Source organism: Halomonas koreensis (genome assembly GCF_031451675.1).
GTDB classification, from domain to species: Bacteria; Pseudomonadota; Gammaproteobacteria; order Pseudomonadales; family Halomonadaceae; genus Halomonas; species Halomonas koreensis.
In genome coordinates, this window is record NZ_JARWAK010000017.1 from 62,510 (window position 1) to 75,729 (window position 13,220).

Consider the following 13,220-nt stretch of genomic DNA (forward strand, 5'->3'; position numbering starts at 1 on the left):
CGCTCCCATGAAGCCCGGGCACACCGGCTGGCGCCATCTGGTGCACTCGACCCGCTACTCCCTCAAGGGCCTGAACGCGGCCTTCCGCAACGAGGCGGCCTTCCGCCAGGAACTGGGCATCTGCGTGGTGCTGCTGCCGCTGGCCGCCTGGCTCGGCCGCACGCCGGTGGAATGGATCCTGCTGATCGGCAGCTGCCTGTTGGTGCTGATCGTCGAGCTGCTCAACAGCGCCATCGAGAGCGTGGTCGACCGCATCGGGTCGGAACGCCACGAGCTCTCCGGTCGCGCCAAGGACATCGGGTCGGCGGCGGTGATGCTGGCGCTGCTGATCGCCGGCCTCACCTGGGGGCTGATCGCCTGGGGCCGCTTTCTGGGCTGAGCGGGACGAACACCGTCTAGTGCCGGCCGGCCGGGCTTGGGTATGCTGAAGGCTATCGATCAACCGGATGCGAGATGCCCATGGCCCTGCCCGACGATTTCCTGCCGCTGGATGCCCTGCCCGAGCCCCTGGTGTCGCCGCTGCGACACGCCTGGGGGCGGCTGCGGGAGGCCCTGGAGCAGGCCGATCATCTCGCCTCCCTGCAGGGCCAGGAGGGCCCCGGCGACAGCTGGGCCGCGCTCTCCACGGCGCGTCGCGAGCAGCTGGCCCGGGTGCTGGCCGTCTCCGGCTTCGCCGCCGAGACCCTGATCCGCCATCCCGACTGGCTGCTCCACCTGGACGCCGCCGGCGAGCTGGACGCAGCGCCGGGCGAGGCGACGCTGCGCGAGGCGCTGGCCGAGCGCCTGGAGGCCGCCGAGGACGAGGCGGCCCTGCACGCCGCCCTGCGCCGCTTCCGCCGGGCGCGCCTGCTGGGCATCGTCTGGCGCGACCTGACCCGGCCGCCGGGCACCGACATGTGGGCCACCGCCGGCGCCGTCACGCACCTCGCCGAGACCTGCCTGGAGCTGGCCCTGGACTGGCTCGAGCGCCACCTCGAACGCCGCTGGGGGCGGCCGGCGCCGAGGGCCGACGGCAGCGAGCAACGCCTGGTGGTGCTCGGCATGGGCAAGCTGGGTGCCGGCGAGCTGAACCTCTCCTCGGACATCGACCTGATCTTCGCCTTCCCCGAGCGGGGCGAGACCCGCGGCGGGCGCAAGGCCCTCGAGCACCAGGAGTACTTCACCAAGCTCGGCCAGAAGCTGATCGCCGCCCTGGACGCGGTGACCGCCGACGGCTTCGCCTTCCGCGTCGACATGCGCCTGCGTCCGCTGGGCGACGGCGGCCCCCTGGTCGGCAGCTTCGCCTCGCTTGCCGGCTACTACCAGGACCAGGGGCGCGAGTGGGAGCGCTACGCCATGCTCAAGGCCCGGCCGGTGGCCGGCGACCGCGAGGCCGGGGCCGAGCTGCTGGCCAGCATCCGCCCCTTCGTCTACCGCAAGTACCTGGATTTCGGCGCCATCGAGTCGCTGCGCGAGCTCAAGGCGATGATCAACCGCGAGGTACGGCGCCGGGGCATGCAGGACAACATCAAGCTCGGCCCCGGCGGCATCCGCGAGGTGGAGTTCGTGGTCCAGGCCTTCCAGCTGATCCGCGGCGGCCGCGACACCGAGCTGCAGGTGACCTCGCTGAGGACGGCCCTGGCGCGCCTGCCGGCCCTCGGCCTGCTGCCGGAGGAGGTCGTCGAGGAGCTCACCCCCGACTACGTCTTCCTGCGCGACATCGAACATGCCCTCCAGGCCCTGGAGGACCGCCAGACCCAGACCCTGCCCGCCGAGGAGCTCGACCGCGAGCGGGTCGCGCTGGCGCTGGACATGGCGGACTGGCCGGCGGTCATGGCGCGGCTCGACGAGGTGCGCGCCCGGGTGCGCCGCCACTTCGACGCGGTGATCGCCGACCCCGAGGACGACGCCGAGGAGGCGGCCGCCTCCGCCGGGGCGGCCGGCGTGGAGCTCGAGGAGTGGCGGGCCCTGTGGCGAGGCGCCCCGGGCGAGGACGAGGCTCGGGAGTGCCTGGCGGCGGCCGGCTTCGATGATCCGACGGCGGCCTGGCGGCGGCTGCGGGCGCTGCGCGACGCCCGCCAGGTGCAGGCCATGCAGCGCATCGGCTACGAGCGCCTGGAGGCGCTGATGCCGCTGCTGCTCGACGCCGCCGCCGCCAGCGAGGCGCCGGACATCGCCCTGGAACGGGTGCTGCCGATGGTCGAGGCGGTGCTGCGACGCACCGCCTACCTGGCGCTGCTGCGCGAGAATCCCGAGGCCCTGGAGCACCTGATGCGGCTGTGCAGCGCCAGCCCCTGGATCGCCGAGCAGCTGGCTCGCCACCCGATCCTGCTCGACGAGCTGCTGACCCCGGAGACCCTCTATACCCCGGCCGACCGGGAGCGCCTGGCCGACGAGCTGCGCCAGGCCCTGGGGCGTATCCCCGAGGACGACGAGGAGGCCCAGCTCGAGGCCCTGCGGGTCTTCAAGCATGCCCAGGTGCTGCACGTGGCGGCCTCGGACATCGCCGGCACCCGCCACCTGATGAAGGTCAGCGACTACCTGACCTACATCGCCGAGGTGGTGCTGGCCGCGGTGCTGGCCATGGCCTGGAAGCACCTGACCCGCAAGCACGGCTTCCCCCTGCGCCGCGACGGCGAGCGCTGCGGCCAGGCGCCGGAGTTCCTGATCGTCGGCTACGGCAAGCTCGGCGGCATCGAGCTCGGCTACGGCTCCGACCTGGACCTGGTGTTCCTGCACGACGGCGCCACCCAGGGCAGCACCGACGGTGAACGGCCCATCGACAACGCCGTCTTCTTCACCCGCCTCGGCCAGCGCATCATCCACCTGCTGACCGCCGTGACCCCGGCGGGCAGCCTCTACGAGGTCGACATGCGCCTGCGCCCCTCCGGCAACGCCGGCCTGCTGGTGTCGAGCCTCGATGCCTTCGCCGACTACCAGCGTCGCGAGGCCTGGACCTGGGAGCACCAGGCCCTGGTGCGGGCCCGGGTGGTGGCCGGCCACGCGGACCTGGCCGAGCGCTTCGCGGCGGTGCGTCGGGAGGTCCTCGGCCGTGAACGGGATCCCGAGGCCCTGCGCGAGGAGGTGGTGGCCATGCGCCGCAAGATGCGTGACCACCTGGCCGGCAAGGGCGAGGGCGACGACTTCGATCTCAAGCAGGATCCGGGCGGCATGGTGGACATCGAGTTCCTGTGCCAGTACGCGGTGCTGGCCATGGGCCGCGAAACGCCGGCCCTGCTCGAGTGGAGCGACAACATGCGCATCCTCGAGACCCTGGAGAGCGGCGGCCGGCTCCCCGCCGAGGACGGCCGGCGGCTGCGCGAGGCCTACCTGGCCTGCCGCACCGCGGCCCATCGGGCGGCCCTGACCCGCAAGCCCGCCCGGGGCCGCAACGCCGACTTCCAGGCCCATCGCCGGGCGGTCATCGACGCCTGGGAGCGGCTCCTCGAGCCGGACGCCTGAGCCCCGACACGATCAAGGAAACACGACGCCATGAACAAGCTACTGGTCCTGCACGGTCCCAATCTCAACCTGCTGGGCACCCGCCAGCCCGAGGTCTACGGCCACCAGACCCTGGAGGACATCGACGACGCCCTGCGCGAACGGGCCGCCGGCGGCGGCTGGGAGCTCCACTGCCGGCAGAGCAACCACGAGGGCGAACTGATCGATGCCATCCATGCCGCCCGGCTCGACGGCACCGCGGCGATCATCATCAACCCCGCCGCCTACACCCACACTTCGGTGGCCATCCTCGACGCCCTCAATGCCTTCGACGGCCGGGTCATCGAGGTGCACCTCTCCAACGTCCACAAGCGCGAGGCCTTCCGCCACCACTCCTACGTCTCGCTGCGCGCCGACGGGGTGATCGCCGGGCTCGGCAGCCGGGGCTATCTGGCCGCCCTGGACGCGGTGATGGCGGGGTAGCGGCATGCGCCGACTGCGCTGGCTCCTGCCCTGGCTGGCCGTGCTGCTGCTGGCCGGCTGCGAGGAGACGCCCACCGGCCGGACGCAGCTGGCGCTGGTGCCCGACGGCCTGATGGCCGAGCTGGGCGAACGCAGCTTCGCTCAGCTGCGTGAGCGCCGGGCTCCGGCGCGTGACGCGGCCCTGAACCGGCGGGTGCAGTGCGTGGCCCGGGCGGTGGTGGACGCCGCGCGACGTCACTACCCCGAGGTGGCCATGCCCGAGGCCTGGGAGGTGGTGGTGTTCGACGCGCCGTCCCCCAACGCCTTCGCCCTGCCCGGCGGGCGGATCGGCGTGCACGCGGGCCTGCTGCGGGTCGCCGAGACGCCGTCGCAGCTGGCGGCGGTGATCGGTCACGAGGTGGCCCATGTGCTGGCCGATCACGGCAACGAACGGCTCACCCAGCAGCTGGGCGTCAAGGCCGCGCTGCTGGTGGTCGGGCTGGTGAGCGAGGGCGAGCTAGCCGGGGAGCCGCTGATGCGGGCCCTGGGCATCGGCGCCCGACTGGGCCTTACCCTGCCGTTCAGCCGCACCCACGAGGAGGAGGCCGACCTGATGGGCCTGGAGATCATGGCCGAGGCCGGCTTCGACCCGGCCCAGAGCGTGGCGCTGTGGCGCAACATGGCCGCCGCGGGCGGCGACGGGCCGCCGGAGTTCCTCTCCACCCATCCCGCCCACGACTCGCGCATCGAGGCGCTCCAGGCCCACCTGGATACGGCCCGGCGGCTGGGGCGGGACGCCGCGCCGCCGGCCTGTGGCTGAGCCCGTCGGGGGCGACAAGCGCGCGAGAGGGGCGTAAGGTGCGGTGGCCTGTGACCGCCAACCCGACGCCCTGCCCATGAACGAACGCCTCACCCCCTTCCAGTTGCTGATCCTGGTGCTGTCCTTCTACGTGCTCGGCGCCCTGGCCGTGGACGTGCTCTTCGCGCTGCCCGACGAGCTGTCGCGGCTGCTGCACTATCTGGACCTGGTGGTCTGCCTGTTCTTCTTCGCCGACTTCTGCCTGCGCTTCCGGGAAGCGCCGGACAAGTGGCGCTTCATGCGCTGGGGCTGGATCGACCTGGTGGCCAGCATCCCCGCCGGGCTGCTGTTCGCCGGCCGCCTGGTGCGGGTGGTGCAGGTCATCCGCCTGCTGCGGGCGATCAAGTCCCTGCACATGATCTGGCGGCTGCTGTTCCGCAACCGGGCCGAGGGGATCTTCGCTTCCGCGGCCACCGCGACCCTGCTGCTGGTGGCCTTCGGCTCGATGACCATCCTGCTGGTGGAGGGCCCGAATCCCGACAGCGCCATCGACACCGCCGAGGAGGCGCTGTGGTGGGCCTTCGTCACCGTGACCACGGTGGGCTACGGCGACTTCTTTCCGGTGACCACCCTGGGGCGGGTGGTGGCCGTGGCGCTGATGGTGGCCGGGGTGGGGCTGTTCGGCAGCTTCGCCGCCTACGTGGGATCGCTGTTCGTGGACGATCAGGAGGACGAGCAGGCCCGTCTGCATCGCGCCAATCGCGAGCTGATTCGCGACCTGCACGGCGACGTGAGGGCCCTGCGCGAGGAAGTCGGCGCGCTCAGGGCCGAATTGGCCCGTCGCGACGGGATCGGGGAGCAGGCCGGGGAGCGCTCGGGCTAGCGCCACTCCTCCTCGTCGCGACGCTCCCGCACCTCGTAGTCGCCCTCCAGGACCTCCATGTCGCGACGGCCGTCCGGCGAGCGGGTCTCCCGGTAATGGACGCCGCCGCCCACGTCCTCGGCCTGTTCGGCGCGCATGCGCTCCATGCGTTTCTTCATGCGGTGGCGCAGGAAGGGCAGCATCGCCCAGCCCACCAGCAGGAAGAACAGTCCCAGCACCACGCCGACGACCATCAGCGCGCCGAACACCAGCCAGGTGAACAGCAGCCGCAGGCCACCGGCGCTACCGCTGGGGCGCGCCTGGTGGGCGCGCTGCTGCCATTGCCGGGCCGCCCGCCAGGCGGCGTTGTGGCGCGGGTCCTTGGGATCGGGCATGAACAGGCTCCGTCGGCGGGGCGCGCCGGTGACGCGCCGTGAATGGGTGCCCTTTGGAAAGCGTCGGGGGGCAAACGTTCCGCCGGCCCCCGGCGGTCAGGCCAGCCCCTGGTGGAGGTCGGCGAGCAGGGCGTAGCTGCGCAGGCGATCCTCCAGGGCGAAGACCTCGGTATGCACCATCAGCTCGTCGGCGCCGGTCGAGGCGAGAAACGCCTCCAGTCCCTGGCGCACCGTCGACGGCCCGCCGATCACCGCCGCGCCCAGGAATTGCTCGACCTGGGCCCGCTCCGGGGGCGTCCAGTCCAGCTCCTCCACCGGCGGCCGGGCCCGGGTGCGCCGGCCGCGGACCATGCCCAGGAACTTCTGGCGTGCGGTGGTGGCCAGGTACTCGGCCTGGGTGTCGCTGTCGGCGGCGATCACCGGCAGGCCGACCATGGCGTAGGGCGCCTCGAGCACCGCCGAGGGCCGGAAATGCTCGCGATAGATCGCCAGCGCCTCGTGGAGCCCGCCCGGGGCGAACTGGGCGGCGAAGGCGAAGGGCAGCCCCTCCCGGGCGGCCAGGCGGGCGCTGTAGTCGCTGGAGCCGAGCAGCCAGATCGGTACCCGGGTGCCCTGGCCGGGCACGGCGCGGACCCGCTGATCGGGGCGGGCCTCCTCCAGGAAGCCGCGCAGCTCGGCCAGGCGCCGGGGGAAGTCGTCCGCGCCGGCATGGGGATCCCGGCGCAGCGCCGCCATGGTGGCGGCGTCGGCCCCCGGGGCGCGGCCCAGGCCCAGGTCGATGCGATCCGGGTAGAGGCTCTCCAGGGTGCCGAACTGCTCGGCCACCACCAGCGGCGCATGGTTGGGCAGCATGATGCCGCCGCTGCCGACCCGCAGGCGCGAGGTGTGGCCGGCGATGTGGCCGATCAGCACCGCCGTGGCGGCGCTGGCGATGCCTTCCAGGCCGTGGTGCTCGGCCAGCCAGAAGCGCCGGTAGCCTCGCCGCTCGGCCAGCCGGGCCAGGGCGACGCTGTCGCGGAAGCTGTCGGCGGCGCTGCCGCCCTGACGGATCGGCGCCAGGTCCAGCACCGACAGCGGAATGTCACCGAGGCGGGGCATGATGGACTCCGTTGATTAGCAGGCTCACTGGCAATATGGAGGCGCCGAAGCCGGAAGGCAACGGCCAGGGGCGGCTGGCCCCGGGGGCGCCGAGTCCCTAAGCTCAGGCTATTCGAACAGGATGGACGATGACATGGACTTCAAGCGCAAGGGCCCCCCGCCGGGACGGCGGGGGGCCACGCGGCGTCGCGGGAGGCGACGACTCGACTGGCAGCACTTCGACCGCTGGCTGGACCGCCTGGTGGCCCTCGCCGTGGTCACCGCCCTGGTGATGGGCGGCGTGGCATTGGTGGCCAGCCTGGTGCTCTGAGCCGCGTCCGGCTCAAGGCCGGGGCTGCTGCTGAGTGATGCAATGGATGTTGCCGCCGCCGAGCAGGATCTCCCGGGCCGGCACGCCGATCACCCGGCGCGTCGGGAACAGCGCCTGCAGTCTTTCCCGGGCCTGGTCATCACGGTCCGGGTCGAGCAGCGGCATCACCACCACCGAGTTGCCGATGTAGAAGTTGACGTAGGAGCCGGCCATGCGGTCGCCGGGCTGGCGCGGGTGCGAGTGGCTCAGGCGGTCGATGCCGCTGGCCTCGTCCTCGGCGATGTGCAGCGGCCCCGGCTGGGGCAGCTTGTGGACCTTCAGCGACCGGCCGCGGGCATCGGTGGCGGCCTCCAGCACCTCGAGCGCCTCCCGGGAGATGGCGTGCTGGGGATCGGCCGGGTCGTCGCACCAGGTCAGCGCTACCTCGCCGGGGGCCACGAAGCAGGCCAGGTTGTCGACGTGGCCGTCGGTCTCGTCCTGGTAGCAGCCCCGCGGGATCCAGATGATGGTCTTCACGCCCAGGGTATCGCGCAGGATCCGCTCCATCTCGGTCTTGGTCAGGTCCGGATTGCGATTGGCATTGAGCAGGCACTCCTCGGTGGTGATCAGGGTGCCCTCGCCGTCCACGTGGATGGCTCCGCCCTCGAGCATCACCGGCACCGTGAAGCGCTCCACGCCGAGCATCTCGGCGACCTTGGTGCGGATGCGCCGATCCTTGTCCCAGGGGAAGTAGAGGCCGCCGTCGAGCCCGCCCCAGGCGTTGAAGTCCCAGTCCACCATGGCCAGGCGGCCGTCCGGGTGGGTGAGGAAGGTGGGGCCCACGTCGCGCATCCAGGCGTCGTTGCTCGACAGTTCGACCACCCGGATGTGGTCGGGCAGCTGGACGCGGGCGTTCTCGTACTGGTCGTCGTTGACCCCGACGAACACCGTCTCGCTCTCGGCGATGACCGTCGCCACCTCGACGAAGGCCTTCTGGGCCGGCTTGGCGCCGTAGCGCCAGTTGTCGGGGCGCTGCGGCCAGAGCATCCAGCAGGCGTCGTGGGGAGCGAACTCGGCCGGCATGGCGAAGCCCCGCGCCGCCGGGGTCTCGTGGGGGGCGCCCGCCGGGGCGCCCGCTTGGTTGCGTGTCGTCATGGCTGGTCTCACAGGTGGCCGACCACCAGGAATACACCGGTGGCGATGGTGGCGGCAATCAGCACGTAGGGCAGTTGGGTCAGGGCATGGGCCATGGGCGTGCAGCCGCTGCCCTGGGCCGAGAGCACGGTGGAGTCGCCGTAGAAGCAGGCGTGGCTGCCGAAGGCGCTGGCCGAGATCAGCGCGCCCACCACCAGCGGCATGCTGGCGTCGACGCTGGCCGCCAGCGGCAGCACGATGGGCATGGCCACGGCGAACAGCCCCCAGAAGGAACCGGTGGCGAAGGCCAGGAAGGCCATGGTGACGAACACCACCGCCGGCAGCATGCCGGAGGTCATCATCGGCTGCACGGTGGCGATCACGAAGTCGGTCAGGCCGAGGACGTCGTTGACCTCCTTGAGGGTGAAGCCGGCCACCAGGGTGCCCAGCGGCATGATCATCGCCTTGAAGCCCTCCAGCGCCGTGTCGAAGGTGTCGTGGAAGCTCAGCAGCCGCTGGAGGCCGATCAGTCCCAGCGTCACGGCCAGCGCCACGATGACGCCGCGCAGGATGTCGATCTCGAAGTACCAGGTGAAGAAGATCAGGGTGGCGATCGGCAGCAGGAAGTTCAGCAGGTGCGGTCGCGGCTTGCTCTCGTCCACCTCCAGGGCGGCGTCGTCGACGCCCTCGGGCATCGGCTGGCCGCCGGCGGCCCGGGCCTCGGCCGCCTTCATCGGGCCGAGGTCCGGCATCCAGCCCAGCGCCACCAGCGGCACGATGGCCGCGGCCACCCAGGCGTAGAACATGTAGGGGATGGCCTCGATGTACAGCCCCATGCCGTTGCCGGTCACGTCGTTCTCCTCCAGCAGGCCGGCGAAGAACACCGCCCAGGTGGAGAAGGGCACCAGGATGCATACCGGCGCCGCCGTGGAGTCGACGATGTAGGCGAGCTTCTCCCGGGAGATGCCGAAGCGGTCGGTGATCTTCTTCATCGAGGCGCTGATGGTCAGGGCGTTCAGGTAGTCGTCGACGAAGATGATCAGCCCCAGGAACCAGGTGGTCAGCAGGCTCTGGTGCTTGGTGTGGATGCGCCGGGTCACGGTGTCGCCGAAGCTGAGCACCCCGCCGGTCTTGACCAGCAGGGCGATCAGGCTGCCGAACAGGCCGCAGACCAGGATGATCCAGGTGACGGTGTCGTTGCCCAGCACGCCGAGCAGGATGTCCGAGCCCTGGGTGACCACGGTGGTCGGGTCGATCATCAGCAGGCCGACCAGGGTGCCGGCCAGCAGCGATTCGATGGTGCGTCGGGTCAGGATGGCCATGCCCAGCACCACTGCGGTGGGGACCAGGCTGTAGAGGCCATAGTCGTCGCCATCGACGAGGGCGAAGCTGCTGAGGCTTGCCATCAGCACGACCGCGAGAAATATCAGGCCACCCTTGATGGCGCTGCCGACGCCTTGCGGCTGGGCCTTCGCGTCCGAAGGAGAGTGTGACATGGTCATTAACCTTTGTTGTTGAATTAATGTGGTTGCATGTTGCACCGGGGGGCGCCCGCCGGGAGATGCCGAGTGATACACGCGGCGGCTGCCGGCGGGGAACGGATAGCCGTTTACAGGTAGCCATCCTCGCGTAGCGATTCGGTGGCCGCGGTGAGCGCCTCGTCGAGGATCGCCACCGCGGTGTCGACGGTCTCGCGGCTCCAGATCAGGGTCGGCGAGATCACGTTCAGGTGACCCACCGGGCGGATGATCAGGCCGCGCTTCTGGGCCTCGAAGGCGATGCGGTCGCCGACCCGGGCCTCCACCGGCAGCAGTTCCTTGGTGTCCTTGTCGGCCACGTTCTCCAGGCACATCATGAAGTGGCTGCCGCGCACGTCGCCGACCGTGGCATGGTGCGACAGCGTCTTGAGCCGCTGCTCGAGGTAGGGGCCCACCTCGCGGACGTTCTCGCAGATGGCCTCGCGCTCGATGATCTCGATGCTCTTGAGGGCCGCGGCGCAGCTGACCGGATGCCCGGAGTAGGTGAAGCCGGTGCTCAGCACGCCGCCCTTGCGCTGCGGGGTGCCCAGCACCTCGTAGATCTCGTCGGAGATCAGGGTGGCGCCCAGCGGCGCATAGCCCGAGGACAGGCCCTTGGCGCAGTTGATGATGTCCGGCCGGGTGTCGAACACCGACTCCGAGGCGAAGAAGTGGCCCAGGCGGCCGAAACCGGTGACCACCTCGTCGGCGATGAAGAGGATGTCGTTGGCGCGGCATACCGCCTGCATCCGCACATGATAGCCCTCGGGCGCCACCAGAACGCCGCCGGCGCCCATGATCGGCTCGGCGATGAAGGCGGCGATGTTGTCGGCGCCGATCTCGGCGACGGTGTCCTCGAACTCCTTCACCAGCTGATCGCAGTATTCGGCCTCGCTCATGCCCTCGGGACGGCGGTAGCAGTTGGCCTCGCTGAGGTGGGTCACCAGGTGGTCGAGGGTGTCGAAGTCCCAGTTGTTGCACTCGATGCCGGTCAGGGTGGCGGCCAGGTAGGTGGTGCCGTGGTAGGCGTTGTTGCGCGACAGGATGCGCTTCTTGTTCGGCTTGCCGAGGCGGTTGAAGTAGTAGTGCACCAGGCGGATGGTGGCGTCGTTGGCCGCCGAACCGCCGCAGCTGTAGAAGACGTGGTTGAGGTGCGCGGGCGCGAGCTCGGCGAGCTTGGCGGCGAGCTCCGCGGCCGGGGCGTTGGACAGGTTGTTGAAGGTCGAGAAGTAGGCCATGCGCGTGGCCTGGTCGGCCATGGCCTGGCCGATCTCGGCGCGGCCGTGTCCGACGTTGACGCACCACAGCCCGGCGATGCCGTCGATGAAACGATTGCCGCGCGCGTCCTCTACATAGATACCGTCGCTGTCGGTGATCAGGTCGCAGCCTTCCTCGTGGAAGACGCTGAAGTCGGTGAAGGGGTGGATGAAGTGGTCCTTGTCCTTCTGCCACAGGGTCTCGGCATCGAGGACGGGGCGGTCGGTCGTCTGACGGGTGCTTGTTGTGGTCATGGCAATACCTCCTCTGAGTAGGCGCCAGACTAGCCAGCCTCGGGAAGGGGGCGACATATCCTGATTGGGGTATATCGCGGCTTCCCGTCGCCCTCGTAAGGTGATCCCACGGCAAATGACGCCCCTGATATCAGGGCTGCCGTTGGCATTGTCGCTCGGGGTTGATCCGTCGACGGGCCTGCGAGGAGGCGCTGTGAACCCTTCCATGGGCGCTACCGACGCCGTCCATGGCGTAGGACCTCCTCTTCGCCCCGTCCCCGGCGCCCTTCGACACCTCCAACGGTGGTCACCCTACCCGAACAACGACCGAAGAGGCGCACCATGACGACTTCCATCGACGGCCAGCGGCTGTGGGACACGCTGATGGCCATGGCCGAGATCGGCCCTACCGCCAACGGCGGCAGCTGCCGCCTGGCCCTGACTCCCGAGGACGCCGCCGGCCGGCGCCTGCTGCTCGACTGGTGCGAGGCGATCGGCTGCACCTGGCGGGTCGACCGGGTCGGCAACCTCTTTATCCGTCGGGAGGGGCGCCGGGACGACCTCGATCCGGTGGCCACCGGCAGCCACCTGGACACCCAGCCCAAGGGCGGCCGCTTCGATGGCATCCTCGGCGTGCTGGCCGGGCTCGAGGTGTTTCGCACCCTGCACGATCGGGGCATCGTCACCGAGCGTCCCCTCGAGCTGGTGGTCTGGACCAACGAGGAGGGCAGCCGCTTCGCCCCGGCCATGGTCGCCTCGGGCACCTACGCCGGCGAATTCGCCGTCGAGGACACCCTGAGCCGCCGCGATGCCGACGGCGTGACCCTCGGCGAGGCCCTGGAGGCCTGCGGCTTCGCCGGCGACCTGCCGGTGGGCAAGCCGCGGCTGGACGGCTTCTTCGAGCTGCACATCGAACAGGGGCCGGTGCTCGAGGACGCCGGGGAGACCATCGGCGTGGTCACCGGTGTGCAGGGCATGCGCTGGTTCGACGTCACCTTCTCCGGGCAGTCGGCCCATGCCGGCCCCACGCCCATGCGGCTGCGCCGCGACGCCCTGGCCGCCGCGGCGCGACTGATCGACCGCCTGCAGGCCCACGCCCTGGCCGACGCCAGCGGCGACACCAAGGTCACCTGCGGCTGCCTGGATATCGAGGCGGCCTCGCGCAACGTCATCCCCGGCCAGGTGCGCCTCACCGTCGACCTGCGCCACGTGGTGGAGGCCGAGCTCGACGCCCTGGAGGCGCTGTTCGAGCAGGAGCTCGCCGCCGCCGGCGAGGCCTTCGGCGTGGGCGTGTCCCGGGAGCGCATCTGGGCCTCGCCGGTGGTGGCGTTCGCCCCCGAGTGCATCGCCGCGGTGGAGGACGCGACCCGGGCTCGGGGCGTGCCCTATCGGCGCATGATGAGCGGCGCCGGCCACGACGCCGTCTACGTCTCGCGGGTGGCCCCCACCTCGATGATCTTCATCCCCTGCCGCGACGGCATCAGCCACAACGAGGCCGAGTACGCCACCCCGGAGCACTGCGCCCTGGGCGCCCAGGTGCTCTTCGACGCCATGCTGGCTCGCGCCGACCGTCCGGCCTGATCAAGGGAGTTTCGCCATGACCGCCATGAACCAAGCCGCCCCCCGGACCCGCGCCGACTGGCAGGCGCTGGCCGACTCGCTGACCCTCGAGACCCGCGCCTACATCGACGACGCCTTCGTCGAGGCCGAGGACGGCGCCACCCTGACCACGCTCAACCCGGCCACCGGCGAGG

Annotated in this window: 12 protein-coding genes; 7 read left to right on the top strand and 5 right to left on the bottom strand. The window is 70.9% G+C overall.

All coding sequences use genetic code 11. From position 1 onward, the window contains the following. Positions 1–7: 7 nt before the first annotated feature. From QC818_RS16270 to QC818_RS16290, 5 genes are all read left to right on the top strand, one after another. Complete coding sequence (locus tag QC818_RS16270) at positions 8–379, top strand: diacylglycerol kinase (protein WP_309653912.1); 372 nt, start codon at positions 8–10, stop codon at positions 377–379. A gap of 80 nt (positions 380–459) precedes the next feature. Then, entirely contained in the window at positions 460–3,441 is a 2,982-nt protein-coding gene (glnE, locus tag QC818_RS16275; protein WP_309653913.1) for a bifunctional [glutamate--ammonia ligase]-adenylyl-L-tyrosine phosphorylase/[glutamate--ammonia-ligase] adenylyltransferase, read from the top strand. A gap of 30 nt (positions 3,442–3,471) precedes the next feature. Beyond that, positions 3,472–3,903 carry a type II 3-dehydroquinate dehydratase gene (gene aroQ / locus QC818_RS16280; protein ID WP_309653914.1) on the top strand — a complete coding sequence of 144 codons (432 nt, stop codon included), beginning with the start codon at positions 3,472–3,474 and terminating at the stop codon, positions 3,901–3,903. A gap of 4 nt (positions 3,904–3,907) precedes the next feature. Next, entirely contained in the window at positions 3,908–4,702 is a 795-nt protein-coding gene (locus tag QC818_RS16285) for a M48 family metallopeptidase (RefSeq protein WP_309653915.1), read from the top strand. A 76-nt stretch (positions 4,703–4,778) separates the two neighbouring features. Continuing rightward, positions 4,779–5,564, top strand: a complete 786-nt coding sequence (locus QC818_RS16290) for an ion transporter (protein WP_309653916.1) — start codon at positions 4,779–4,781, stop codon at positions 5,562–5,564. Here the strand turns inward: QC818_RS16290 and QC818_RS16295 are convergent. Next, the gene (locus QC818_RS16295; protein WP_309653917.1) at positions 5,561–5,938 is read right to left on the bottom strand and encodes a hypothetical protein; all 378 of its coding nucleotides are present in this window, start codon (positions 5,936–5,938) and stop codon (positions 5,561–5,563) included. The two genes, QC818_RS16290 and QC818_RS16295, sit on opposite strands and share 4 nt — an antisense overlap. A gap of 96 nt (positions 5,939–6,034) precedes the next feature. Next, complete coding sequence (locus QC818_RS16300; protein WP_309653918.1) at positions 6,035–7,036, bottom strand: LLM class flavin-dependent oxidoreductase; 1,002 nt, start codon at positions 7,034–7,036, stop codon at positions 6,035–6,037. A gap of 133 nt (positions 7,037–7,169) precedes the next feature. Here QC818_RS16300 and QC818_RS16305 point away from each other — a divergent pair, with 133 nt between their 5' ends. After that, entirely contained in the window at positions 7,170–7,346 is a 177-nt protein-coding gene (locus QC818_RS16305; protein ID WP_309653919.1) for a hypothetical protein, read from the top strand. A gap of 12 nt (positions 7,347–7,358) precedes the next feature. On the opposite strand, the gene aguA is transcribed toward QC818_RS16305, so the two are convergent. From aguA to QC818_RS16320, 3 genes are all read right to left on the bottom strand, one after another. Next, positions 7,359–8,480, bottom strand: a complete 1,122-nt coding sequence (gene aguA / locus QC818_RS16310) for an agmatine deiminase (RefSeq protein WP_309653920.1) — start codon at positions 8,478–8,480, stop codon at positions 7,359–7,361. A gap of 8 nt (positions 8,481–8,488) precedes the next feature. After that, a complete protein-coding gene (locus QC818_RS16315; RefSeq protein ID WP_309653921.1) occupies positions 8,489–9,955 on the bottom strand; it encodes a Na+/H+ antiporter NhaC family protein in 1,467 nt (488 codons plus the stop codon). A 113-nt stretch (positions 9,956–10,068) separates the two neighbouring features. Continuing rightward, positions 10,069–11,487, bottom strand: coding sequence for an aminotransferase (locus QC818_RS16320; protein ID WP_309653922.1), 1,419 nt, complete (start codon positions 11,485–11,487; stop codon positions 10,069–10,071). A gap of 321 nt (positions 11,488–11,808) precedes the next feature. On the opposite strand from QC818_RS16320, the gene QC818_RS16325 reads away from it, so the two are divergent. Further along, complete coding sequence (locus tag QC818_RS16325; RefSeq protein ID WP_309653923.1) at positions 11,809–13,047, top strand: M20 family metallo-hydrolase; 1,239 nt, start codon at positions 11,809–11,811, stop codon at positions 13,045–13,047. The last annotated feature ends 173 nt before the right edge of the window (positions 13,048–13,220 follow it).